The organism is Telluria sp. PB2R4 (assembly GCF_059685695.1).
In genome coordinates this window covers 22,626-46,399 of the sequence record NZ_JCASIC010000016.1, presented here as the reverse complement: position 1 = coordinate 46,399, position 23,774 = coordinate 22,626, and the positions used below count along the sequence as shown (strand labels likewise).

Below are 23,774 nucleotides of genomic sequence, written 5' to 3'. Positions count from 1 at the left end.
GTTAAATGTCAGGCTCCCCAACATCAAAGACAAGTTCAACTATGAAGTACCCCATCTGGCGTTGGTTCGCATCCATTGCAATCTTGTTCAGCCTAGCAATAAGCGCAGCACAGGCGGAGCCCAAATCGACGGAAGCGGAAGCCCGGCAGCTATGGCAGCTGCTCGATTATGTCTCCGTAGACTACGCTGGCGCGGTCCAGAACGGCTCCGTCATCAGCGAGGTTGAATATGGAGAGATGCAGGAATTCTCCACGCGAGCACAAAGCCAGGTGCTGGCATTGCCACCCCATCCCCGGCACGCAGAACTGACCGCCGCCATTTCAAGGTTGAAGGCGGCGGTTGAAAACAAGGAAACGCCGCCGCGTGTCAGCGAGCTTGCCCGAGAAGCCAACCGCTTGCTCCTGCTGGCCTACCCCTTCCCGGTCGCGCCGCGCTCCATGCCCGACCTGGCCCGTGGCGCCGCGCTGTACCAGGCGCAATGCGCTTCATGCCACGGCGCGAACGGCGCCGGCGACGGCGCTCTTGCGGCAACGCTCGACCCGAAGCCGATCGCCTTTACAGATGAGGAAAGGGCTCGCTCCCGTTCTCTCATGGCCCTTTACCAGGTGATCAGCCAGGGTGTCGACGGCACGTCGATGCCGGCGTTTGCCAGCTTGTCCGAGCACGACCGCTGGTCCCTGGCGTTCTTTGTCGGTTCCCTGTCTTTCAAGGACGCCGACATTGAAGCGGGGAAGGCTGCATTCGCACGAGATGAAGCCCCCGGCGTGGCGCTTCCTGACATGACCGCCCTTGTCACGACGAGCGAAGAGGAGCTGGCGAAGGCTATGCCACCAGCCACTGCGCGAGCAGCGCAGGCGTACGCGCGCACTCACCCCGACATTGTCCGGGAACAGCAGGAACGCAAGGGGATCGCCCTTGCGCGCAAGCTGCTGCAAGAGAGCCTGGGCGCTTTGAAGAATGGCCAGCGCGCGGCCGCCACCGATCTTGCCTTGTCGGCCTATCTGGACGGCTTCGAGCCACTCGAGGCGACGCTGGACGCGACCGACCGCCAACTCCTGGTCGATGTCGAGCGAACGATGCAATTGTACCGGGGCGCAGTCGCGCGGGGTGACGTGGAAGGCGCAAGCGGATACGCACAGCAACTGGACGCGTACTTCATACGGGTCGAAAATGTAACAGGCGCCAAAAAGACCGATGCCACGACGGTGTTCGTGGGCGCGCTGACCATTCTCCTGCGCGAAGGCGTCGAGGCCTTGCTGATCGTGATCGCCATGGTTGCGTTCCTGCGCAAAGCAGAACGTCCCCAGGCGCTGCGCTACGTGCATGCGGGCTGGATCTCGGCATTGGCCGGGGGCGCGCTGACCTGGCTGGTAGCCACGTACGTGGTCAGTATCAGTGGCGCCAGCCGTGAGGTGACAGAAGGTCTGTCCTCGCTCTTCGCGGCGGCGGTACTGCTGTCGGTCGGCCTGTGGATGCACCAGAAAAGCCAGGCTGGACAGTGGCAGGCCTACCTGAAGCAGCATCTCACGGCAGCGATGGAAAAGCGCTCGGCATGGGCCATGTTTGCCCTGGCCTTCATCGCGGTGTACCGTGAAGTCTTCGAAACGGTCCTGTTCTATTCAGCGCTTGCAGCCGACGGCAATGGCCCTGCCCTGATGGGAGGATTCGTAACGGGCCTGGTCCTGCTGTCGATTCTTGCCGTCATATTCCTGCGGACGAGCGCACGCATGCCAATCGGCAAGTTCTTTTCATACAGTTCAGTATTGGTCGCCGCTCTGGCAGTTGTCCTGGTCGGCAAGGGGATCGCAGGCCTGCAGGAAGCCGGGTGGTTGATGGCCACGCCAATACAGGGGCCGCGCTTGCCTGTTCTTGGCATCTACCCGACCGTCCAGACCTACATCGCGCAGGCAGCCCTACTTCTTGCGACCGGGCTAGGATTCGGTCTTAATCTTCAAAAAGCGCGCAAATAGCGTCGGGATACGTCCGGCCGGCGGAGCATGTGCGGCCGGGTGCTGGAGATTCTGTTTGTTGCGCCTCCAGCTTGAAAGCCAGGAACTTGGCGGGTTCGGTCGGCGTCGTAATCGGCGCCGACCGGACCTACTCGTTAATCAAGCTGACATGTATGAATGCTTGAATTCAATTTGCATACATCGGGTTCTCCTCCACGTAGATCGTGATATCTGCCGCGCCGGGCAAGAGTTTCGACAGGGGGATCAAGGGCAGACCCAGCGTATCGAATGTCCAGGTGATACTGCGTTCGCCATCGACGATGCGTACCGTTTCGAGCCGGTGTACTCGTACGGACCTGGTCTTGCCTGTTCCAAGCTTGATGACCCGATCAGGTGTGCCTGCCGATTCATAGCCATGTGGCGCCTCGTGGCCGACTCGTGGCTGTACTTGCGAGTTGCCGTCTTTGGCAGCCGGCATGGCTTGCGCGGCCAGAGGCGCTGAACTGCTGGCAAAGACAAAGAATGACAAAGCGAATACATAAGACAGGTTCGGTTTCATTGCTGTTTCCTTTTATATTGAATCAGTAAATCGTATAGATGAGAAAATTGGACTAGCCTGCTGGAGTCCAGCTAGCCCGCGACTTGTACCCGCGCGGGCGACCAATCGCTTTGCCGGGTATTCCACGCACGATACGTACACCCGGAGTCCTGCAATGCCGGGGCGTGATCAATGCAGGTAATCCAGCGAAAACCGCCACCGGAATCAAAGCAGTAAAGTCAGGACGGTTCCCAGCAGCGCGCCACGCCAACCCGTCAAGGGTGGCGCGTATGCTCCGGTCATGCGCTCACCCTTGCCACTGACAAGAACTCGCTACACGCCAAGCAATGCTCAGGAACGTGCTACTTGGGTCGGATCGGACTGTCGAATACCGGGGACTGATACAAGGGCGGGGCAAAGGGAGGGACTGGCAGTGAAATCGGCCGAAGGAAGTCTTCCTTCATGCGCGACGATGTATCGAATTGCGGTAGGTCACATACGGTCGTACAGAGCAGGCCGCAACCTTGCTCGTAAAGACCAGCCATATCCTGCTCATGGATATCGCTGATGTCATTGAGACCGACTGACGAATCAACTGAAGAATACTTGGCAAGTACAACGCAGCCGCCTGCCGCCCAGACTGACTGAAGCGGCAAAAGAGCGATGAGCAGGACGAGGAGGACTTTCTTCATTCAATTTCAATTGCTTGTCAGGCTATTCCGGTCGGATTGTGTGCAGTCCATCCAACCGTTCAAGAACGTAGTGTTGGCATAGACAGGTTGCGTTGTGATGCATTTTATTGCAAAAATATCCACATTCTCGCTTGGGTGCTTCCGCCCAGCTCAATGTTTGTTTAGGCGCTTTGCTGGAAAAACTTCGCCCTGGAACTGCGTCAATGGTGTGGATCAGCGCAAAGACGAACTGTAAAAATATAATTCGGCCAGACGCTCAGACAGGCAGGGCCGGTCGCTGAGGAGATAATCACGTTTTGTCTGGCGTCGAGGCCGCTGAGGGGGAACCGAACAGTGCATGCAAAACGACGACCGCCGCACCAACAGTGATGCCGATATCGGCGATGTTGAATGCTGGCCAGTGGTACGTGCCCGCATATAGGTCAATCCAGTCGACAACGCCCATGCGTGCGGTGCGATCGACCAGGTTTCCAATTGCACCGCCAAGTATCAGCGCCAATGCTGCTCTCTCCGTGGCCGTCGTCGCCGGCTTCCTGATCATTTGAATGATCAATACCGACGCCAGCACGGCCACAACGATGAACAGGTAACGTTGCCACCCGCCCGCCGTGGCGAGAAGGCCAAAAGCTGCTCCCTGGTTGATAACATGGACGATGTTCAACGACGGCAGCAGCTCAACCTGCTGGCCGTAGGCCAGCCGATCCACGACCTGGGCCTTCGTGACCAGGTCGGTGGCGGCGATCAGCCCGGCGCCCAGGACGGCAGAGAGCGGTGAAAGATGTCTGGCCATGGTTCCGTCAAATGCCTTCCGCTACGTTCTCTGCCGGGCGGGCAAAGCGCTGGTACAGCGTCGGCAGCACGAACAGCGTCAGGATCGTGGCCGAGATCAGCCCACCGATGACCACGGTCGCCAGCGGCCGCTGCACCTCGGCCCCGGCGCCTGTCGCCAGTGCCATCGGGACAAAGCCCAGTGATGCGACCAGGGCCGTCATCAGCACCGGCCGCAGCCGCCGCAGCGCGCCTTCGCGAACGGCTTGCGCCCACGGCAATTGTTTTGCCAGGTCGTCGATCGATCCCACCATTACCAGCCCGTTGAGGACGGCAACGCCGGACAGCGCAATGAATCCGACGGCGGCCGAAATCGAGAAGGGTAGCCCACGCAGCCAGAGCGCTGCAATTCCGCCAATCAGGGCCAGGGGCACACCCGTGAAGACGACTGCGGCGGCGCGCCAGGAACCGACCGCCGAATACAGCAATACGACAATGAGCGCGAAGCAGGCCGGTACCACGACGGCCAGGCGCATCCGCGCGCGTTCCAGGTTCTCGAACTGCCCGCCCCAGGTGAGCCATACGCCGGCCGGTACCCGTACGTCCGCATCGATACTCGCGCGCGCCTCGCTGACCACGCCGGCTATGTCACGGCCGCGTACGTTGGCCTGGACGACCACGCGGCGCTTGCCGTTTTCCCGGCTGATCTGGTTCGGTCCCTTGGCCGTCTCGAGTATTGCCACCGACCCCAGCGGAACGAAGCTGCCGCCCGGCGTCAGCACAGGCAGCAGGCGCAAGGCTTCCACATCGTTGCGGGTCTTTTCGCCCAGTTTCACTACGACGTCGAAGCGCCTGTCTCCCTCGTAGATCGACCCTGCCTCGCGTCCGGCGATGGCTGCGGCCAGGGTGTCGTGCACGTCCTGGGCGGTCAGGCCGACCCGTGCCATGGCGTCGCGATCCAGCCGGACATCAAGCAGCGGAAGCCCCTGCACCTGCTCCACGCGGACGTCTTCCGCGCCCTCGACCGCGCGCAGTTTTGCCGCGACCTGTTCGGCGGTGCGGAGCATGGCGTCGAAATTGTCGCCATAGACCTTGACGGCGATGTCGCCACGCACGCCGGCCAACAACTCGTTGAAGCGCATCTGGATCGGTTGAGTAAGCTCGTAGTTCTGGCCTGGAATGCCAGCAACCGCTTTCTCGATCTTTTCAACCAGCTCGGCCTTGCTCATACGAGGTTCCGGCCACTCCGAGCGGTCTTTCACGATGACAAAGGTATCGGTGATGTTCGGCGGCATCGGGTCGGCCGCCAGTTCGGCTGTACCCGTTCTTGAAAACACCAGCTTCACCTCGGGCAGCTTGCCGACCGCCTTCTCCACCGCAAACTGCATGGACTGGCTCTGCTCCAGGGAAGTGCCCGGGATGCGTGCCACCTGGAGCAGTACGTCCTGCTCATCGAGCGTCGGAAGAAATTCCTGTCCAAGCGTCGTGAACAGGCCGAGTGCGCCCGCGAAACCGACCGCGGCCAAAACGCCGGTCAGCTTAGGCCGTGCGAGAGCACGGTCCAGCCACGGTGCGTACGACGAGGACGCGGCCTTGACCAGTTTGTTTTCCTTTTCATCGACATGGCGCGAGAGCCAGAGCGCAATCGCGGCCGGCACAAAGGTGAGCGAGAGGACGAAAGCGAAGACCAGTGCAAGAATCACCGTCACCGCCATCGGTGCGAACATGCGGCCTTCCACCCCCTGGAACGTCAACAGGGGCACGTAGACGAGAATGATGATCGCCTGGCCGTAGACGCTTGGCCGGATCATCTCGCGTGCGGCGGCGGCGACGGTCTCGAGCCGCTCCGCCTTGGTCAATATCCTGCCGGTCGCATGCTGGCGTTCCGCGATCCGGCGCAGCGCGTTTTCCACGATGATGACCGCGCCGTCGACAATCAGGCCGAAGTCCAGGGCGCCCAGGCTCATCAGGTTTGCCGACAGCCCCGCTTCGAGCATGCCCGCAGAGGTCATCAGCATCGTAACCGGGATGACCGCCGCGGCGATCAGTGCCGCGCGCAGGTTCCCGAGGAGTGCGAACAGCACGGCGATCACCAGCAGCGCACCCTCGGTAAGGTTGGTCGCCACGGTCTTGATGGTGGCATCGACCAGCCGCGTGCGGTCAAGCACGGGCCGGATCAGCAGGTCCGGCGGCAAGGAGCGCGCGATCTCTTTCAGGCGGGCATCCACCGCGGCGGCAACCGTCCGGCTGTTCTCCCCGATCCGCATCACGGCGGTACCGACGACGACCTCCTGCCCGCCTTCGGATGCGGATCCGAATCGCACTTCCTGTCCCATGCCGACGGTCGCGACGTGCGAAACCAGTACCGGCGTGCCGCTACGGGTCGTGATGACGGTCTTCGCCAGTTCCTCGGCTGACGTGATGCGCGCGTCGGCCTTGACCGTCAGGGCTTCCCCGTTCTGAACGACCACACCGGCGCCGGCGCTTGTGTTATTGCGCTCGAGCGCTTCGCCCAGCATGGTCAGGCTGATCCCCAGGGCTGCCAACCGCTGCGGATCGGGCGTGACCACGTACTGTTTGACGTAGCCCCCGATGACGTCCACGCCTGCCAGCCCTTCGGTATTCTTGAGCTGGGGTGCGACGATCCAGTCCTGCACCGTTCGCAGGTAAGTGGCTTTTTCGGCAGCACTGCGCAGCACTTCGCCTTCTGGAGTGACATAGCTGCCATCGGCCTGCAGCCCAGCCGCCGGCCCCGCTTTCGGGGCAGGCTTCGAGGCGTATTCGACCGTCCACATGTAGACGTCGCCGAGCCCGGTCGCGATCGGGCCCAGGCTTGCGGTAGCGCCTGGCGGCAGCGAGCGCTCGACGGCGCGCAGCCGTTCAGCCATCTGCTGGCGCGCGAAATAGATGTCCGTACCGTCCTTGAAGACGGTAGTCACCTGCGCAAACCCGTGCCTGGTCAGCGACCGGGTGGATTCCAGGCCAGGTATCCCGGCAAACGCCGTTTCGATCGGATAGGTGATCTGCCGTTCCACGTCGGCCGGCGCAAGCGCAGGTGCAACGACGTTGATCTGCACCTGGGTGTTGGTGATGTCCGGTACTGCGTCGATCGGCAGGCGCGTCAGCGCAAGTGCCCCGAGGATCGACAGGAGGATCGTTGCGATGAGCACATGCCACCGCCGCGCAACGGAAAAGTTGACGATACGAGCAATCATGGTTGGGTGTCCTTCAGGAGCCGTCGAGTGAAGAGATCAGTCATCGTCTCCCGCCTCTCCTTTTCCATGCTCCGCTTTCAGCAGATACGTATTGCTGACCGCAACCTGTTCGTTGCCTTCCAGGCCACCCATCACCTTGACGTAGCCGGCCGCGTTACCGCCGAGGACAACGTGCTTGATCGCGAATCCGTCTTTCTCCCGAACGAATACGCTGGGCCTGTCCTCGACGGTTTGCACAGCCGTCCGTGGAATGGCCAGTTGCGTGCCGACGCCCCCTTCGAGCGCAATCGATGCCCGGACCGTTTCGCCGATACGCCACGCGCCGCGGCCGTTCGACAAGCGTGCAATGGCTCGTACCTGGCGAGTCGCAGGATCGAGGACACGCGAGACATGCGTGATGCGGCCCGTGCCGGTGCGGCCGTCGGTCGACACATCCACCGTCGTGCCCACGGTGACGCGGGCAGCGTCGTCCGGCGAGAGCGAAAGTTCGGCAGCCAGCTCGTTGAGGTCGGCGACCTCGAAAAGATGGGCGTCCGGTGCGACGATGTCGCCCAAGGCGATCTGTCGTGCCGTGACGTTGCCCTTGATGGGCGAGCGCAGCATCAGCCGATTGAGCTGTCCCCCGCTGCTTGCGCCTGCGGCGGCGAGCTGCTGCTCGGCCAGGCGAAGACGGGTGCGTGCTTCTTGCGCGGCATTGCGCGCAATCTCGAACTCCTGCCGCGAGGTGACTTTCTCACCGTACAGCCGCTCTTCGCGTGCAAAATTGGCCTGCGACAGTTCGTACTGCCGCTTGGCGATCTCGACGTCGGCCCTGAGCTGGGCGACGTCACGGCTTTCAATCACGGCAAGCACGTCGCCACGAGCGACCGAATCGCCAAGGTTGCGCCGGATCTCGACCACCCTGCCCCCTACGGCGCTCGAGACGACCGCTGCATGCTTCGGATCCGCCGCGATGACTGCCGGCGCCTCGACGGCCCCGGCGAACGATTGCCGGACCGGCATGACCTCGATTCCTGCCGCTTTGATCTGCTGGTCCGACAGCGCGACAAAGTCTTCCTTGGCTTCGGCCTCGCCGCCTTCTTTCTCCGCAGCTTCGCCCCGCTCTCCGGCCTCGCCCCTGGATTCGCCTTTCTCGGCCTTTTCGGCCTTTTCAGCCTGTTCGCCTTTGGCATTCGCGCTTTGTTCGCCATGTTCGGCAGCTTCTTGACGGCTGGCCGTTTCCGGCTTGGGCGAGCATGCGCTCAAGAGGATCATCGCGGCACACAGGCCCGATCGGAATACCGCTTGCATGGGTCAGTCCTTGTAAATTGGAGAGTTGGAACCTTGTAGCCGAGCCAGACGCGCCCGTGCCGTATGAAGTGCTGCGAGCGCATCGACCGAGCTTTCGCGGGTTTCGGCCAGCGAGCGTTCGGCCTCGATCAATTCGAGTTGCGGGAATTTCCCCTCGGCATAACCGATCCTCGCGATACGGGCCGCCTCTTCTGCCGCTGCCAGTGCGGGGCCGTTGGCGGCGCGTGCAGCCGCCAGTGCGTCGGCCACCTCGACTTCTGCCTGTGCGGTGGACTGTTCGACTTCCAGTACGACGGCGCGGCGCACGGCGGAAGAGCGATCGTATTCCGCCCGAGACCGCGCAAGCGCGGCGCTGCCCTGGTTGAACAATGGCAGCGGGACCGACAGGCCCAGCACCGCCGCCTTGTCGGAAGTTTCGCCATACCGGCGCATGCCGGCGGTAAGCGTGAGGTCCGGTATCCGCTCGCGCCTGGCCGCATCGACACGTGCCTCTGCAGCGGCCAGTTCCGCCTCGGCTGTGGCAATTGCCAGTTGCTGCCGCGCAGGCGGTACCTGCTCGCTGCGTTCGATCCGCTCAAACCAGGCGGACGCTATCGCGAAGGGCATTGGCGCGCCTGTCAGCCGCGCGATCGTTTTCTGCGCCAGCTCGGCGGCGCGCATTGCCTTTCCCAAGCGAACCTCGGAATTAATTCGTAGCACGTCCGACCGTTGCTCTTCTATGGGGGATGCTTTCCCGGCCCGTACCCGCTCGCGTGCCGCATGATGCGCGCGTTCGGCCAGCTCATGACCGGCTTTTGCGATCGCAAGGTAGCGCTCACTGGCGGCAAGGTTAACGAACGCCTCGGTGATCTGGAACGTCAGTTCGGCTTCAGCGGAGCGCGTACCAACGTCGGCAGCAGCGCGCTCGGCCTGGGCCACGCGTAGCCGGGCGCCCCGCTTGCCTCCCAGCTCCAGGGGCATCGACAGCGAAACCGTCTTTTCTCCCCCGCCGAAACCGGAATAGCGACCCGACCCCATCACATTTTCCGCTTCCACGGAAAGTGTCGGATTCGGCCGCAGGCCGGACAGGCGCACATTGGCGTCTGCAGCCCGCAGTGCTGCATCGGCGCTCTGCAGTTGCGGCGCCTGGGCACGGGCTCTGGCAACGGCGTCGGCAAGCGTCAGTACCGTGCCTTCGGCAAAGGCAGGACCCACAGCTGCGCACATGGCCAGCAAGGCTGCGGTGACACAGAAGTTCATCTTGGTGCGCATGATCGAATTTGCTTGACGGATTGGTAAATGAACTTTATAAACCTTGAAGCCACTTTAAGGTCAAGCATATGTCACGCACTTTAACGATAGGCCAGTTGGCCGCCGCGGCGCAGACCCCTGCGCCGACGATTCGCTATTATGAAAAAATCGGCTTGCTCGATTCTCCATCCCGGACCGGCAGTAACTATCGGCTGTACGGCAGCGAGGATGTGGCCCGCCTGAGCTTCGTTCGCCGCGCCCGGGAAATCGGCTTCACGATCGATCAGGTACGAAGCCTGCTGGCCTTTTCCGACAACCTCGATGGCGACTGCTGTGCCGTGACTGCGCTGACCGAGCAGCATCTTGCCGAAGTCGAGCAGAAGATCAGGGACCTCAACTTACTGAAGGAACACCTTTCCCGTCTCCTCATCTCATGCCGGGGCGGTCGGTTTTCCGACTGCAGCATCATCGGCGCCCTCTCACCTCAGCAATAAACTATTTCCCCGGCTGCGCGGCTCTCACGTGGCGAGCACGCTTGACCTTGAAGCGGGTTCAAGCTTTATCCTTCGAAAAAATCTGACCCAAGGCTCATCGTCATGACACAAAACCAAACCGCTGCGGCAGCCCGCCTCGAAACCGAACTGTTTGTCTCCAAGATGGACTGCCCTTCAGAAGAGAATCTGATTCGGATGGCCTTGGGCAAAGTCTCGGGCATCGACAACATTGCCTTCGACCTCAACGCCCGCACCGTGACTGTGCTTCACCATGGGAAAGCGGATGCCCTTTTGGAGGTGCTGCAGCCCTTGCGGCTGGGTGTCGAGTTGCGCGGTTCTCATCCAGCCAAGCCGAAAGTCCACAGCAAACGTATGCTGAGTACCCTCGGGATTCCCAAGATGGACTGCCCTTCAGAGGAGAACATGATCCGCATGGCACTGGCGGATGTCGGCGGAGTTCAGTCCCTGAACTTTGACCTCTCCCAGCGGCAGCTCCACGTTGCGCATACGGGAGAAGTCGATCCCATCCTGCAGAAACTCGGCCCGCTTAAGCTTGGTGCCCATCTGATTGGGTCGCAACCGGATTCGTCCCACGCGGAAGCTGGTAATGACAAGGCCGGCGACGCGTCGGAGGCGAAGACGCTCCGGCTGCTGCTGGCTATCAACGCCATCATGTTCGTGGTCGAGCTGACGTGGGGCCTGATCGCCGAATCAACCGGCCTGGTGGCTGATTCATTGGACATGTTTGCTGATGCTGCTGTCTACGGCCTGGCCCTGTACGCGGTAGGTAGGGCGGCTGCGCTGAAGACGCGTGCAGCGCATTTGGCCGGCTGGCTGCAGCTCGTGCTCGCGCTAGGCGCCCTCAGTGAAGTGGTCCGCCGGGCCTTCTTTGGAAGCGAACCGGAATCGGGCTTGATGATGGGCGTTGGCGCGGTAGCCCTGATTGCAAATGTGGCTTGCCTGGTGTTAATCGCAAAGAAACGCGACCGCGGGGCGCACATGAAGGCAAGTTATATTTTCTCGGCGAATGACGTCATCGCAAACATCGGCGTGATCGCTGCTGGCGCACTCGTCACCTGGACCAGATCGCCTTATCCCGATCTGATTGTCGGCACGGTGATCGGTGTGATCGTTCTTTCGGGCGCCCGTCGCATCCTGCAGCTGAAGTAAGCACGCCACCGACTGAAATGTAGAGGCCCGCTTGACGGCGCATTCGAATACATCGCAATCGACATCGGGACACAAGAGGCCGATATTGACGAGAATATCGGCACTTGCGATGAGATTTACCAAGCATCGCGAAGCTGAGGAAATGATGGAATCGCGCTATTGCCTGCGTGTGGCCATGCTATACTTTTCCCATGACTCGGCGTTTTATTTATGCTTTGCTAACAATCATGATGCTTCAGCTTAGCTGGAGCATCGTGGCCGAGTACTGCGAGCACGAAACCGGCCGCGCCGCACAGCATCTCGGCCACCACGCTTCGTTTGACGATCCCGTTCAAGAAAGCTTGGGCTCCCTTGAACAGCCGTCCAAGTCCAAGGCAGGCACCCTGCACTCGCACTGTACTTCCTGCACCCACACCCCTCTCAACTTCGAGGAACTCCCGGTCGCGGTAGCGGTATCCGAACCACTGCGTATCGCTCCCTCGTCTCCCCTGCTTCGTCTCTCCTCCATTGATACGGCGCCGCCCGAGCGGCCTCAGTGGCTTGCCCTCGCCTGATTCGGCGGCGGCTCGTAGCTCATCCATTTCATCGTCTTTCTGGAACGTCGTCACGACGGTCCTGACGCGGATCGCCGCTGAATAACCTTCGCCTATTGTTTTCGGAGTTTATTCATGCATCCCACACGCATTGTTGCGGGGTCGCTCGTGCTATTGGCATGGGCGCTCCCTGCGGCCGCGCAGCTGGCCGGCGATTCGCCGGGCAAGCAGTCGAGCGCGGCCCCCATCATCCCGGCCGTCGGCCGGACCTTAACGCTCGACCACGCGGTCGATATGGCCCTATCCGCCAACCCGGGCCTTCGAGCCCGGGCCCTCGATGTCACCATCGCCACCGCCGAGCGCCGCCAGGCCGGATCGCTGCCCAACCCGACAGTCTCCTATACGACCGAGGGAACGCAGCGCGGTACCCGTACGCGTACCTTCGAGCTCAGCCAGCTCGTCGAGCTGGGCGGCAAGCGCCGCGCCCGCATCGAGCTGGCCGAACGCGAAAGCCGGCTCGCGGCAGCGGACTTGAGCGTCGCCCGGGCCGATCTGCGTGCCGACCTGACCGCGGCATATTTCAACGCACTGGGCGCCCAGGAACGGGCGGGCCTTGCAAGGACGTCGCTCGACATCGCCTCGAAGGCAAGAGCTGCGGCCGACAAGCGGGTGGCGGCTGGACGGGTGTCGCCGGTCGAGCTCTCGCGCGCCACTGTAGCCGAGTCCACGGCACGCCTCGACCTGGCCCAGGCGGAAGGCGAACTCGCCATCGCGCAGGGCATGCTGGCAGCGTACTGGGGCCAGACCCGGCCGGAAGCGGTCACCCTGGTCGAGCCGACGAACGGGCTTGCCGTCCTGCCCTCCCTTGAAGTCTTGCGCACGCAACTGGCCAACTCACCGCAACTGCAGCGCGCTCGCCTGCAGGTCGAGCGCGAACAGGCGCAGGTCTCGGTCGAGCGCGCACAGCGCATGCCTGACCTCACCCTCGTTGTCGGCCGGCAGAAAGATGAAGAGATGGGACGCTCGCAAACCGTGCTTGGCGTGTCGGTTCCGCTTCCCCTGTTCAACCGGAACCAAGGCAAGTTGCAAGCCTCCCTTAGCCGCGCCGACAAGGCACAGGCAGAAAGGGAGGCGCAGCAGCTGCAACTGGAACAGACCCTGTCCAGTACCTACCAGCGGGCGCAACTGGCGAAGGAACAGGTGCGCACCATGCGGCAGGAAATCCTCCCGGAAGCGCAACGGGTCTTCGATGCTGCCGTCATCGGTTTCGAGGCCGGCAAGTTCAACTTCCTCGATGTCCTCGACGCCCAGCGCACCCTGCTGCAAAGCCGCGCGCAGTACGTCCAGGCACTTTACGACAGCTACCGCCAGGTCGCGGAGCTCGGCCGGTTTACCGATACCGGTCCCGGCGTCACCAATACCAACAGGAATAGTCCATGAAGTTCAATATCGACAAGAAATCGGCGGTTTCCATCGGGGGAGTGATCGCCGTCGGCATCGTGCTCGCGTTGCTGATCGTTTTCTGGAAAGGCGGCGGCATGCCTGCGCAGGAAGGAGGCGAGAACGCGGAGCAAACGGCCGAAGCCAAGCGCGGGGAACACGCCGAGGAAACGGCCGAGGCCAAGCCCGGGGAACCCGGCGGTCATGCCGAGCCGCCCGGCCTCATCGAAATGAGCCCGGAGCAGATCCAGGCTGCAGGCATCGCCACAGCCGCGGCCGGCCCGGCAAGCATCCGCACCGAGCTCGTCCTGCCCGGCGAGGTGCGCTTCAACGAGGACCGCACGGCCCACGTCGTGCCGCGGGTCGCGGGTGTGGCGGAATCCGTGTCCGCCTCGCTCGGCCAGGACGTGAAAAAAGGGGAAGCCCTGGCCGTCATCGCCAGCGCTGAACTGGCCGACCTGCGCAGCTCCTCCCTGGCCGCCGGCAAGCAGCTCGAGCTCGCGCGCATCACCTACGCGCGCGAAAAGAAGTTGTGGGAACAGAAAATATCTGCCGAGCAGGACTATCTGCAGGCCGAACAGGCATACCACGAAGCCCAGATCACGTCGCAGGCGGCTCGCGCGAAGCTAGACGCGATCGGCGCCGGTATGGGGTCCGGCGCGGACAATAGCTATGTCCTGCGGGCGCCGTTCACCGGGGTCGTCGTCGAAAAGCATCTCTCGCAAGGCGAAGCGGTGAAGGAAGATGCCAATGTCTTCCTCGTCTCGGATCTGTCGAGCGTGTGGGTCACCATCGCGGTCACGCCAAAGGACCTGCCTACGGTGCGCGTCGGCCAGGCGGTCACGGTCAGGTCGACGGCCGGAGGGCCGTCGGTAACCGGCAAAGTCAGCTATGTCGGCAACCTCCTCGGCGAACAGACCCGCGCCGCCAATGCACGGGTCGTGATCGACAATCCAGGCCTGGCCTGGCGCCCCGGCCTGTTCGTGAATGTCGGCGTCGTCAGCGGACAGAAGGACGCTGCCGTCGCCGTCGTTACCGACGCCATCCAGACGCTCGATGGGAAGACCGTGGTGTTCGTCAAGACCGGAAAAGGCTTCGAGGCGCGACCGGTGGCGACCGGTGCGAGCGACGGAAAGATGACGGAGATTCTCTCCGGCCTCCCGGCGGGATCGCCTTATGTCACGACCGGCAGCTTCGTCGTGAAGGCCCAGCAAGGCAAAGGCAGTGCCGAGCATGAGCACTGAGCGAGGATCCAGACATGTTTGAACGAATCATTCGCTTCGCCATCGAACACCGATGGCTGGTCATGCTGGCCGTCATCGCGATGTCGGCCGTCGGCATCTACAACTATCAGAAGCTGCCGATCGACGCAGTACCCGACATCACTAACGTCCAGGTGCAGATCAACACCTCGGCGGCCGGCTATTCGCCGCTCGAAGTCGAGCAGCGCGTGACTTTCCCGATCGAGACCGTGATGGCCGGCCTGCCGGGGCTCGAACAAACCCGATCGCTGTCGCGCTATGGCCTGTCTCAGGTGACCGTCATTTTCAAGGACGGCACCGACATCTATTTCGCACGCCAGCTCGTCAACCAGAGGATCCAGGAAGCCAGGGAAAACCTGCCGGCGGGGGTCACGCCGATGATGGGCCCGATTTCTACGGGTCTGGGCGAGATTTACCTGTGGACCGTGGAAAGCGAACCCGGCGCGAAAAAGACCGATGGTACGCCCTACACGCCCACCGACCTGCGCGAGATCCAGGACTGGATCATCAAGCCGCAGCTGCGCCAGGTCCCGGGCGTCACCGAGATCAATTCGATCGGCGGCTTCGCGAAGGAATACCTGATCGCCCCTGATCCCGCCAAGCTGAGTTCCTACCGCTTGTCCCTGTCCGATGTCGTCGACGCGATCGACCGCAACAACGGCAACGTCGGCATGGGATACATCGAGCGCCGCGGCGAGCAGTTCCTGGTCCGGGCCCCGGGCCAGGTGCGCAGCCTGGACGATATCCGCAACACCATCCTCGGCAACGTCGATGGCGTTCCCATTCGTGTGCGCGATGTCGCAACGGTGGGTGTCGGGCGCGAGCTGCGCACGGGCGCGGCAACCGAGAACGGACGGGAGGTGGTGCTCGGCACGGTCTTCATGCTGATCGGCGAGAACAGCCGGGCAGTGTCGCAGGCAGTGGCAAACAAGATGGTCGAGGTGAACCGCTCGCTGCCGAAAGGGGTGGTGGCAATTCCCGTGTACGACCGGACGGCACTGGTGGACAAGGCGATCAATACGGTCAAGAAGAACCTGCTCGAGGGCGCCGTCCTCGTGATCGTGATCCTCTTCCTCTTCCTCGGCAATATCCGGGCGGCCGTCATCACCGCGATGGTCATTCCGCTCGCGATGCTGTTCACCTTCACCGGGATGGTGAGCTACCGGGTCAGCGCCAACCTGATGAGCCTAGGCGCGCTCGACTTCGGCATCATCATCGACGGTGCGGTCGTCATCGTCGAGAACTGCGTGCGGCGCCTCGCGCACGCGCAGGAGCATCGCCGGCGCGAGCTGACTCTTGCCGAACGCTTCCATGAGGTGTTCGCGGCCGCGAAGGAAGCGCGCCGCCCTCTTCTGTTCGGCCAGCTCATCATCATGGTCGTCTACCTGCCGATCTTTGCCCTTTCGGGCGTCGAAGGCAAGATGTTCCATCCGATGGCCTTCGCCGTGGTCGCCGCGCTGCTCGGGGCAATGATCCTGTCGATCACCTTCATTCCCGCCGCGGTCGCTCTGTTCATCGGCAAGCGCGTGACGGAGAAGGAAAATCGCATCATGGTCACGGCCAAGCGCCTCTATGCGCCCTCCCTCGCCAAGGTCCTGCGCAACGGCCCCCTAGTCATCACCAGCGCGATCGTGCTCGTAATGCTCTCGGGCCTGCTGGCCTCCCGGCTGGGAAGCGAGTTCATCCCCAACCTGAACGAAGGCGACCTCGCCTTGCAGTCGATTCGCATTCCCGGCACGAGCCTGAGCCAGTCGGTGGAGATGCAGCAAAAGCTCGAGGCGGGTCTGAAGGCGAAGTTCCCGGAGATCGACCGGATATTTGCGCGCACAGGTACCGCCGAGATCGCGTCCGACCCGATGCCACCCAATATCTCGGACGGCTACGTGATGCTCAAGCCCGAATCGGCGTGGCCGGCGCCGAAAAAGAGTCGCGCCGAGCTGATCGCGGCGATCGAGGAGGAAGCGGAGAGATACGCCGGCAACGCGTACGAGCTGTCGCAACCCATCCAGCTGCGCTTCAACGAGCTGATCTCGGGTGTGCGCAGCGACGTCGCCGTGAAAGTCTTCGGCGACGACATGGCCGTGCTGGAAGCGACCGGCAAGGAAATCGCCGAAGTCCTGCAGCGGGTGCCGGGCGCGGCCGAGGTCAAGGTGGAGCAGACTGGCGGCCTGCCGATGCTGAGCGTGGACATCGACCGCGAGAAGACGGCCAGGTATGGCTTGAACATCGGCGACGTGCAGGAGGCCCTGGCGATCGCCACCGGCGGACGCGAGGCCGGCACCATGTTCGAGGGCGACCGCCGCTTCGACATCGTCGTTCGCCTGCCGGAAGCGATGCGCGCCGATCTCGACGCATTGCGGCAGTTGCCGATTCCTCTTCCGGGCGCGGAAGGCAGTGCCAGGACCTACATTCCGCTGGCCGAAGTCGCGACGCTCAACTTCTCGCCCGGGCCGAACCAGATCAGCCGTGAGAACGGCAAGCGTCGCATCGTCGTCAGCGCGAACGTGCGCGGCAGCGACATCGGCAGCTTTGTCCCAGCGGCCCAGGCCGCCATCGCGGCCAAGGTCAAGGTCCCGCCGGGTTACTGGACCAGCTGGGGCGGCACTTTCCAGCAGCTGGAGTCGGCCACGCAACGCCTGCAGATCGTTGTGCCGCTTGCCCTGTTCATCGTGTTCACGCTGCTGTTCGCGATGTTCGGCAACGTGAAAGATGGATTGCTGGTCTTTACTGGCATCCCCTTCGCGCTGACCGGTGGCGTCATCGCCTTGGCTTTGCGGGGCATCCCGCTGTCGATTTCCGCGGCGGTGGGATTCATCGCCTTGTCCGGCGTGGCTGTCCTGAACGGCCTGGTGATGATCTCCTATATCCGCACCCTGCGTGAAGAAGGCATGGACCTGGAACAGGCGATCACGCAGGGGGCGTTGACACGGTTGCGGCCGGTCTTGATGACCGCCCTGGTCGCCTCGCTGGGCTTCGTACCGATGGCGATCGCCACCGGTACCGGCGCCGAGGTGCAACGGCCGCTTGCGACCGTCGTCATCGGCGGGATCCTCTCCTCGACCGCCTTGACCCTGCTCGTGCTTCCCCTGCTTTATCGGTTCGCCCATCGCAAGGATAACGAGGACGAACCGGTAGTGCCTGCGAAAGTGGTCGTCCAGTAAGCGCATGGGCCGCAGGCGGCGCCTGCGGCCCAACACAGGGAGGGCGATATGTGTCGAGACACTTCGGGCCGGCGCGTCCCGGTGGGGCGCCGGCTCGTCAAGCTGGACATGGTTGCGCAAGGAGTTGCTTTCGCGAGCTGCGCGGCGGGAGGAATCATTGTTGAAAGCGTCATCCTGGTAGCCGCAGCTTCGTATCACGCGGCCACTATTGCGTTTCGGCTGATATCGATCGAAAGGCTGGCAGAGCAACGCAAGCCCAGAGTCGAGGCCGCGTTCTCGGTCGCGCAGATCGCACTGTCCATGTGTTGTCTGGTACTGGTTTTATTTGTTACCGCGATGGGGACACATGGCATCTTCCACAGGGACGCTCCCAATGCCATGGCATTGGCCGGTTTTGCCCTGCCAGGATTGTTTGCCATTGTCACGACGGCAGGACTGGCCTACGAGCTGGCCCGAGCCGGCGAGAACGTCAGCATGGCCGACGCTGCGCTATCGGCGGTACCGACTGCGCTCGCATTCGGTGTCGCCTTTTGCGACTCCGGCATCGCTGCAGGAATGCTGGATGCACTAGCCGGACTTGTTGCCGTACCGGTGTTATGTGTGCGAACCGCGATCAATCTTGGCCGGACGCTGAACTGACCGATTGGAAAGTAACGAATGAAGAGCCACATCGAATGGAGGTGACATGAGACTGCCACAGCAGGTGCCGGAGTCATTGCACGAAAACCTCTTTGAAGTTTTCGGCATTATTGGCCTGGCGATCTTCGGGATGGTAATGGTTTTCCTCGGCTGGCTGAAGTACCGGGATCGGAACAAGCCCCCTGGGAGGAAAGCTCGGAAACGTACAGAGAGAAATGGGAAGCAAAAGTAAGTTCGGGTAGCACACGACAATCACAACTCAAGGGGAGCACAATGGGTTCAGGACACTCTCACGCAGCGCAGCCGGGCCAGAGCGAACGGCCGCTCTGGATCGCGCTTATCCTCACGACGGCCTTTCTTATCGCCGAGATCGTCGGAGGTATTCTCACCAACAGCCTTGCGCTGATTTCGGATGCGGCGCACATGTTTACCGACACTGCGGCGCTGGCGATCTCGCTTGCGGCCATCCGCATCGGCAGGCGGCCGGCCGACAGCGAGCGCACATTCGGCTACTACCGCTTCGAGATCCTGGCGGCGGCGTTCAACGCCATGCTGCTGTTCCTGGTCGCCATCTACATCCTGTATGAGGCCTATGACCGTCTGAACAACCCGCCGGAAATCCAGTCCGGAACCATGCTCCTGGTTGCCGCCCTGGGCCTGGTCGTCAACCTCATCAGCATGAAGTTGCTGTCGAGCGGCAAGGACAGCAGTCTGAACGTCAAGGGCGCTTACCTCGAGGTATGGAGCGACATGCTCGGTTCGATCGGCGTCATCATCGGCGCCCTCGTCATTCGCTACACGGGCTGGGGCTGGGTTGACTCCGCGATCGCCGTCGCGATCGGTTTATGGGTGCTTCCCCGCACCTGGACACTGCTCAAGGCAAGCATGAACGTGCTGCTTGAAGGCGTTCCCGAAGGACTCGGCATCGCCGAAGTGCGGGAAGCGATCGAACGGGTGCCGGGCGTGGCGAGTGTGCATGACCTGCATGTCTGGTCGATCACGAGCGGCAAAGCCAGCTTGACGGCCCACGTGGTGCAGAGTGAAGACGTCACGAACTCGCAAACCCTTTTATTGGGCATCCGCCAGCTCATCGCGAGCAAGTACGATATCCACCACAGCACCATTCAGATCGAGACGAGGCCGTGCGAGCAGGCCGCCGAGGAACATAGCTTTGGCCCTGCCTTGGCCGACGACCATCCCGAGCATGCCGGCCACGATGACCATGAGGAAGAAAAGCGATGATCGACCATATCAGGAGCAATCTCGTTGAAGCGCGTGACGCACTCGATCGCCTCATCAGCGACGATACCCAACTGGGCAATATCCAAGCCGGTGCAAGCTTACTTATACAGGCATTACGAAGCGGGCGCCGCGTTATCTCATGTGGCAACGGCGGTTCGATGTGCGATGCAATGCATCTGGCGGAGGAGCTGTCAGGGCGGTTCCGCGAAGACCGCCCTGCCATGGCCGCGGTGGCCATCAGCGACCCAAGCTACATCAGTTGTGTCGCCAACGACTATGGCTACGAGAAGGTGTTCGCTCGCTTCGTCGAGGGCAATGGCGCCGCCGACGACGTTCTGTTCGCGATCAGCACGAGCGGCAGCAGCCAGTCCGTGATCCTCGCAGCGCAGGCTGCCCATGCGAAAGGCATGAAGGTAATCGGTTTGACCGGGCGCCCCGGCTCGCAACTCGAGAAAAATGCCGATGTCTGCATCTGCACTAGCGCTGGACGGTATGCCGATCGCGTACAGGAGCTCCATATCAAGGTGATCCATATCCTGATCGAGTTGGTGGAGCGCGCATTGTTACCGTCCCAATACCCTACAAGCAAATAGGTCTCGCGAGGATAGACATGATGCGTTCGTTGCGAGCAGCAATAAGGCGGAACAGTCTACGGTACTGGCTTACGCGGCGGACGGTCGGTCATGCATCCGTTAAGCGTAGCCTGCCGGCCTATCGCTTGTTGCGGACTCGGTGCACTATGGCGTCACGCACACCTGGCCCGTTCCGCCACTTTTTGCGCCCTGAAACCGGACCGGATTTTCCTTCTTCCCTTACATCCGTGTTCCGTTAACCTTGAGCAGGCGGAGCCCGTTGAAGACCACGAGCAGGCTCGCGCCCATGTCGGCGAATACGGCCATCCACAAGGTGGCGGAGCCCGCGACAGCCAGGATCAGGAACACTGCCTTGATCAGCAGGGCCGCGATGATATTCTGTTTCAGGATGGCTGCGGTCTGCCTGCTCAAGCGGATGAACTGTGGAATCTTGCGCAGGTCATCATCCATCAGTGCGACGTCGGCCGTTTCGATAGCGGTGTCCGTGCCTGCTGCGCCCATCGCGAACCCAATATCGGCCTTGGCCAGCGCCGGCGCATCATTGATGCCATCTCCCACCATGCCGACGGTGCCAAAGCGCGCGAGCTCGTCATTGACGGCAGCGAGCTTGTCTTCCGGCAGCATGTTGCCCCGTGCATCGTCGATGCCGACCTCTCGCGCGATCGCCATGCCCGTCACCTTATTGTCGCCGGTAAGCATGACCGTCCGGATCCCCAGCTGGTGGAGCTGGGCAATCGCTTCGCGGCTGGTTTCGCGGATGGTATCGGCGACCCCGATGACCAGCAGCGGCGCCGTTTCGTCGCACAGGACGACCGCGGTCTTGCCCTCCCCCTCCAGTTTGGAGAGTACTTGTTCGGTCGCGTCGCTGCAGATGCCGAGCTCCTCGACCAGGCGATGATTGCCCAGGTAGTACCACTTTCCATCGATTCGCCCTTTGGTGCCACGGCCGGTGAGCGCCTCGAACTCGCTCGCGGCTGCCACGCCAAGGCTCCGGGCTTCACTTTGCCAGTGGCGGCTCACAGCGGTCGATACCGGATGGTCGGACCGGTCCGCCAGCGCTGCGGCAAGCTGCAGGTGGCTGAGCGCATCGCCCTGCAGGGGCAACACGTCCGTCACCTCCGGCTTTCCCTGCGTGATCGTGCCGGTCTTGTCGAGCGCGAGAGAGCGCAGTTTGCCGCCCTGCTCGAGGTAGACACCTCCTTTGATGAGAATGCCGGCGCGTGCTGCGGCCGCGAGGCCACTGACGACAGTCACCGGGGTCGAGATCACGAGGGCGCAGGGACAGGCGATCACGAGCAGTACCAGCGCCTTGTAAATCCAGGGCATCCATTCGGCGCCTAGCAGAAGCGGAGGCACGACGGCGACGGCAAGCGCGACGGCGAACACGATCGGCGTGTAGATGCTGGAGAAGCTGTCGACGAACCGCTGTGTAGGTGCGCGGCTGCCCTGCGCATCCTCGACCGCGCGGATGATGCGCGAGAGCGTCGAATTGCTGTGTGCTGCGGTGACGCGATACTCGAAGGACCCGTTTTCGTTGATCGTTCCGGCGAACACCTTGGCGCCGACCGTTTTGGGAACTGGCATGCTCTCGCCCGTGATCGGCGCCTGGTTGACCGAGGAATGCCCTGAGGTCACTTCCCCGTCCAGTGCGATTCGCTCGCCAGGCGCAACACGGGCCAAGGCGCCGATTGCCACCGTGTCGGCGTCCTGATCCTCCCAAGTGCCGTCCGCTAGACGGACACTGACACGGTCCGGCGCCAGGGCCATCAGGCCGTGGATGGCGTTCCTTGCGCGGTCGAGCGAGCGGGCTTCTATCAACTCGGCGATCGCGAAGAGGACCATGACCATCGCCGCTTCGGGCCACTGGCCGATCAGCACGGCGCCGGTCACTGCAATCGACATCAGGACATTGATGTTGAGATTTCGGTTCTTGAGAGCGATCCAGCCCTTCTTGTACACGCCAAACCCCGTCGTCGCGATCGCTAGCAGCGACAGCAGGATGACGGGCAGCGCGTTCTCGACTCCCGTCGTCCACGCAATGATCTCGGCGCCCGCCGCTGCGGCCAGGCCGAGCAGCAGTCCCACGTGCGGCCATTTCCGGGCGGCTGGTTGTGCAGGTTCTGACTTCGCTTGGGCATCCGTCTCGATGAACACGGCGTGCATCCCGACAGACTGTAACGCTTCCTGAATGGCGTTTGCGGGCCCCGCATGCGTAACGCTCAAGCGCCGCTGGACCAGATTAAATTCAAGCTGGCCGACCTGCGGAAGGGTTGACAGCTTGCTACGGATGAGTGCCTCCTCGGTCGGGCAATCCATGTTCTCGATCCGGAACACGCTCCTGCCCTCTGCCGGGCGCGCTGCGCCACCATCGACAACCGGCTCCATGCCGGTCGCACGGACCGCTGCGATGATCGGCGCCGGGTCCTCCAGGGTGTGTTCGATCCGTAGCCGGCGCTGCATGAGGTTGAAGTCCAGCGCTTCGACGCCTGGTACGCGTCCGAGAGCCCCGCGCAGGAGACCCTCTTCGGTCGGACAGTCCATCTGTTCGATTCGAAGGACCAGTCCATTGGTCTGGACGGCCGCCGCGGCTGCCACAGGCTCGCTTGGCGCACTCTTCGCGCAACATGATTTGGTTTGACACCCCGACATCACCGATCCTCGCAAACTGTGTATAGTCTTCATTTAAAACCCTATAGCAAGTACAGAGTCAAGCATTCATCCAGCGATAAACGGAACAGCACATGAAAATCGGGGAATTAGCCGTGCAAACGGGCTGCCTGGTCGAGACGATCAGGTATTACGAGCGGATTGGCCTACTCATGGCGCCTGAAAGATCGTTGAATAACTACCGCGCTTATAATGCACAGCATAGCGAACGGTTGCTGTTCATCCGTCATTGCAGGGCCCTGGATATGACCTTAGACGAAATCAGAATCCTCTTGGATTTCCGTGACCATCCAGATGGGGACTGTATTGGCGTCAATGACGTGTTAGACGAACATATCAGGCACGTAGCAGAGCGTATTGCGTCGCTCACAGCACTCGAGGCACAGCTTCGACATCTGAGGGGGCGTTGCCTGGTAGCTGACACTGCGAGTTCGTGTGCGATCTTGGACGCGCTCGGCGCGGAGTCTTCTTGCGAGCTCGTCCGCGCGCCCCAGTGCAGACAAGGAGGCGGAGGCGCCAGTATTTCAAAGACCGGCTCAGGAAGCGATTGAGGGAATGAGCGAAAACAAACGAATTTGATGGGAAAGTGCATTTTGCGGTAACTCGACGCCAATCGCAACATTACCTAGAGCGTCAACCGTGGCCACAATCTTTCGCGCTAGCACGTCTTTCTCTTCAAAAAGAACAGCACGCATCTGATGGGCTGAAGGCACCGGAGCTCACGTCATAATCAGAGCTGACTCACTCCTGCTGAGTTAGCACTCCTTTAAATCAGTAGTTGTATGCGGTGCACATATCCCACCTGACACCACAGTAGTGCCGGCTAGCCGACTTGGCCATCACCACAGCTATCAAACCTGGCTACGCTGAAAGTTACCCGGCACACAAAGC

The 23,774-nt window shown here is 62.1% G+C and carries 19 protein-coding genes; 11 read left to right on the top strand and 8 right to left on the bottom strand.

Annotation, left to right across the window (positions count from 1 at the left end):
* Positions 1–41: 41 nt before the first annotated feature.
* Positions 42–1,970, top strand: a complete 1,929-nt coding sequence (locus AC56LU_RS21700; RefSeq protein ID WP_497177692.1) for an FTR1 family protein — start codon at positions 42–44, stop codon at positions 1,968–1,970.
* A gap of 166 nt (positions 1,971–2,136) precedes the next feature.
* Here AC56LU_RS21700 and AC56LU_RS21695 read toward each other — a convergent pair whose 3' ends face one another.
* The 6 genes from AC56LU_RS21695 to AC56LU_RS21670 form a co-directional block, all read right to left on the bottom strand.
* Complete coding sequence (locus AC56LU_RS21695; protein WP_497177691.1) at positions 2,137–2,508, bottom strand: CzcE family metal-binding protein; 372 nt, start codon at positions 2,506–2,508, stop codon at positions 2,137–2,139.
* 341 nt (positions 2,509–2,849) lie between these two features.
* Positions 2,850–3,179, bottom strand: a complete 330-nt coding sequence (locus tag AC56LU_RS21690) for a hypothetical protein (protein WP_497177690.1) — start codon at positions 3,177–3,179, stop codon at positions 2,850–2,852.
* Positions 3,180–3,468: 289 nt separating this feature from the next.
* Positions 3,469–3,969, bottom strand: coding sequence for a signal peptidase II (lspA, locus tag AC56LU_RS21685; protein ID WP_497177689.1), 501 nt, complete (start codon positions 3,967–3,969; stop codon positions 3,469–3,471).
* Positions 3,970–3,976: 7 nt separating this feature from the next.
* Positions 3,977–7,162: an efflux RND transporter permease subunit gene (locus AC56LU_RS21680; RefSeq protein ID WP_497177688.1), complete on the bottom strand. Its 3,186-nt coding sequence runs from the start codon at positions 7,160–7,162 to the stop codon at positions 3,977–3,979.
* A 36-nt stretch (positions 7,163–7,198) separates the two neighbouring features.
* Positions 7,199–8,452: an efflux RND transporter periplasmic adaptor subunit gene (locus AC56LU_RS21675; RefSeq protein WP_497177687.1), complete on the bottom strand. Its 1,254-nt coding sequence runs from the start codon at positions 8,450–8,452 to the stop codon at positions 7,199–7,201.
* Positions 8,453–8,455: 3 nt separating this feature from the next.
* Positions 8,456–9,703 carry a TolC family protein gene (locus AC56LU_RS21670; protein ID WP_497177686.1) on the bottom strand — a complete coding sequence of 416 codons (1,248 nt, stop codon included), beginning with the start codon at positions 9,701–9,703 and terminating at the stop codon, positions 8,456–8,458.
* Between the two features lie 68 nt (positions 9,704–9,771).
* On the opposite strand from AC56LU_RS21670, the gene AC56LU_RS21665 reads away from it, so the two are divergent.
* Positions 9,772–10,176 (top strand): MerR family transcriptional regulator, encoded by a 405-nt coding sequence (locus AC56LU_RS21665; protein WP_497177685.1) that lies wholly within the window; start codon positions 9,772–9,774, stop codon positions 10,174–10,176.
* A 102-nt stretch (positions 10,177–10,278) separates the two neighbouring features.
* Positions 10,279–11,346: a cation efflux transmembrane domain-containing protein gene (locus tag AC56LU_RS21660; RefSeq protein WP_497177684.1), complete on the top strand. Its 1,068-nt coding sequence runs from the start codon at positions 10,279–10,281 to the stop codon at positions 11,344–11,346.
* 218 nt (positions 11,347–11,564) lie between these two features.
* Here AC56LU_RS21660 and AC56LU_RS21655 read toward each other — a convergent pair whose 3' ends face one another.
* Entirely contained in the window at positions 11,565–11,954 is a 390-nt protein-coding gene (locus AC56LU_RS21655; protein WP_497177683.1) for a hypothetical protein, read from the bottom strand.
* Positions 11,955–12,173: 219 nt separating this feature from the next.
* Here AC56LU_RS21655 and AC56LU_RS21650 point away from each other — a divergent pair, with 219 nt between their 5' ends.
* Genes AC56LU_RS21650 through AC56LU_RS21620 form a run of 7 tightly spaced genes read left to right on the top strand, consistent with a single transcriptional unit; the run spans position 12,174 to position 20,216 of the window.
* The gene (locus tag AC56LU_RS21650) at positions 12,174–13,319 is read left to right on the top strand and encodes a TolC family protein (protein ID WP_497177682.1); all 1,146 of its coding nucleotides are present in this window, start codon (positions 12,174–12,176) and stop codon (positions 13,317–13,319) included.
* On the top strand, positions 13,316–14,563 hold the full coding sequence (locus AC56LU_RS21645) for an efflux RND transporter periplasmic adaptor subunit (protein WP_497177681.1): 1,248 nt from the start codon (positions 13,316–13,318) through the stop codon (positions 14,561–14,563). Before AC56LU_RS21650 ends, AC56LU_RS21645 begins: the two co-directional genes overlap by 4 nt.
* 14 nt (positions 14,564–14,577) lie before the next feature.
* Positions 14,578–17,742 carry a CusA/CzcA family heavy metal efflux RND transporter gene (locus AC56LU_RS21640; protein WP_497177680.1) on the top strand — a complete coding sequence of 1,055 codons (3,165 nt, stop codon included), beginning with the start codon at positions 14,578–14,580 and terminating at the stop codon, positions 17,740–17,742.
* A 48-nt stretch (positions 17,743–17,790) separates the two neighbouring features.
* A complete protein-coding gene (locus AC56LU_RS21635) occupies positions 17,791–18,381 on the top strand; it encodes a hypothetical protein (RefSeq protein WP_497177679.1) in 591 nt (196 codons plus the stop codon).
* 46 nt (positions 18,382–18,427) lie between these two features.
* Complete coding sequence (locus AC56LU_RS21630) at positions 18,428–18,613, top strand: hypothetical protein (protein ID WP_497177678.1); 186 nt, start codon at positions 18,428–18,430, stop codon at positions 18,611–18,613.
* 41 nt (positions 18,614–18,654) lie between these two features.
* Positions 18,655–19,623, top strand: a complete 969-nt coding sequence (locus AC56LU_RS21625) for a cation diffusion facilitator family transporter (protein WP_497177677.1) — start codon at positions 18,655–18,657, stop codon at positions 19,621–19,623.
* Complete coding sequence (locus AC56LU_RS21620; RefSeq protein ID WP_497177676.1) at positions 19,620–20,216, top strand: SIS domain-containing protein; 597 nt, start codon at positions 19,620–19,622, stop codon at positions 20,214–20,216. The genes AC56LU_RS21625 and AC56LU_RS21620 overlap by 4 nt, the downstream gene beginning before the upstream one ends.
* Before the next feature lie 219 nt (positions 20,217–20,435).
* Here AC56LU_RS21620 and AC56LU_RS21615 read toward each other — a convergent pair whose 3' ends face one another.
* Complete coding sequence (locus tag AC56LU_RS21615) at positions 20,436–22,865, bottom strand: heavy metal translocating P-type ATPase (RefSeq protein WP_497177740.1); 2,430 nt, start codon at positions 22,863–22,865, stop codon at positions 20,436–20,438.
* A 92-nt stretch (positions 22,866–22,957) separates the two neighbouring features.
* Here AC56LU_RS21615 and cadR point away from each other — a divergent pair, with 92 nt between their 5' ends.
* On the top strand, positions 22,958–23,434 hold the full coding sequence (cadR, locus tag AC56LU_RS21610) for a Cd(II)/Pb(II)-responsive transcriptional regulator (protein WP_497177675.1): 477 nt from the start codon (positions 22,958–22,960) through the stop codon (positions 23,432–23,434).
* Positions 23,435–23,774 lie beyond the last annotated feature (340 nt).

Excerpts from the sequence above, each read along its gene's own strand:
- AC56LU_RS21670 (WP_497177686.1), bottom strand. The coding sequence starts at position 9,703 with ATGCGCACCAAGATGAACTTCTGTGTCACCGCAGCCTTGCTGGCCATG.
- AC56LU_RS21680 (WP_497177688.1), bottom strand. The coding sequence starts at position 7,162 with ATGATTGCTCGTATCGTCAACTTTTCCGTTGCGCGGCGGTGGCATGTG.
- AC56LU_RS21615 (WP_497177740.1), bottom strand. The coding sequence starts at position 22,865 with ATGTCGGGGTGTCAAACCAAATCATGTTGCGCGAAGAGTGCGCCAAGC.
- cadR (WP_497177675.1), top strand. The coding sequence starts at position 22,958 with ATGAAAATCGGGGAATTAGCCGTGCAAACGGGCTGCCTGGTCGAGACG.
- AC56LU_RS21660 (WP_497177684.1), top strand. The coding sequence starts at position 10,279 with ATGACACAAAACCAAACCGCTGCGGCAGCCCGCCTCGAAACCGAACTG.
- AC56LU_RS21640 (WP_497177680.1), top strand. The coding sequence starts at position 14,578 with ATGTTTGAACGAATCATTCGCTTCGCCATCGAACACCGATGGCTGGTC.
- AC56LU_RS21650 (WP_497177682.1), top strand. The coding sequence starts at position 12,174 with ATGGCCCTATCCGCCAACCCGGGCCTTCGAGCCCGGGCCCTCGATGTC.
- lspA (WP_497177689.1), bottom strand. The coding sequence starts at position 3,969 with ATGGCCAGACATCTTTCACCGCTCTCTGCCGTCCTGGGCGCCGGGCTG.
- AC56LU_RS21625 (WP_497177677.1), top strand. The coding sequence starts at position 18,655 with ATGGGTTCAGGACACTCTCACGCAGCGCAGCCGGGCCAGAGCGAACGG.
- AC56LU_RS21645 (WP_497177681.1), top strand. The coding sequence starts at position 13,316 with ATGAAGTTCAATATCGACAAGAAATCGGCGGTTTCCATCGGGGGAGTG.
- AC56LU_RS21700 (WP_497177692.1), top strand. The coding sequence starts at position 42 with ATGAAGTACCCCATCTGGCGTTGGTTCGCATCCATTGCAATCTTGTTC.
- AC56LU_RS21690 (WP_497177690.1), bottom strand. The coding sequence starts at position 3,179 with ATGAAGAAAGTCCTCCTCGTCCTGCTCATCGCTCTTTTGCCGCTTCAG.
- AC56LU_RS21630 (WP_497177678.1), top strand. The coding sequence starts at position 18,428 with ATGAGACTGCCACAGCAGGTGCCGGAGTCATTGCACGAAAACCTCTTT.
- AC56LU_RS21620 (WP_497177676.1), top strand. The coding sequence starts at position 19,620 with ATGATCGACCATATCAGGAGCAATCTCGTTGAAGCGCGTGACGCACTC.
- AC56LU_RS21675 (WP_497177687.1), bottom strand. The coding sequence starts at position 8,452 with ATGCAAGCGGTATTCCGATCGGGCCTGTGTGCCGCGATGATCCTCTTG.
- AC56LU_RS21635 (WP_497177679.1), top strand. The coding sequence starts at position 17,791 with ATGTGTCGAGACACTTCGGGCCGGCGCGTCCCGGTGGGGCGCCGGCTC.
- AC56LU_RS21695 (WP_497177691.1), bottom strand. The coding sequence starts at position 2,508 with ATGAAACCGAACCTGTCTTATGTATTCGCTTTGTCATTCTTTGTCTTT.
- AC56LU_RS21665 (WP_497177685.1), top strand. The coding sequence starts at position 9,772 with ATGTCACGCACTTTAACGATAGGCCAGTTGGCCGCCGCGGCGCAGACC.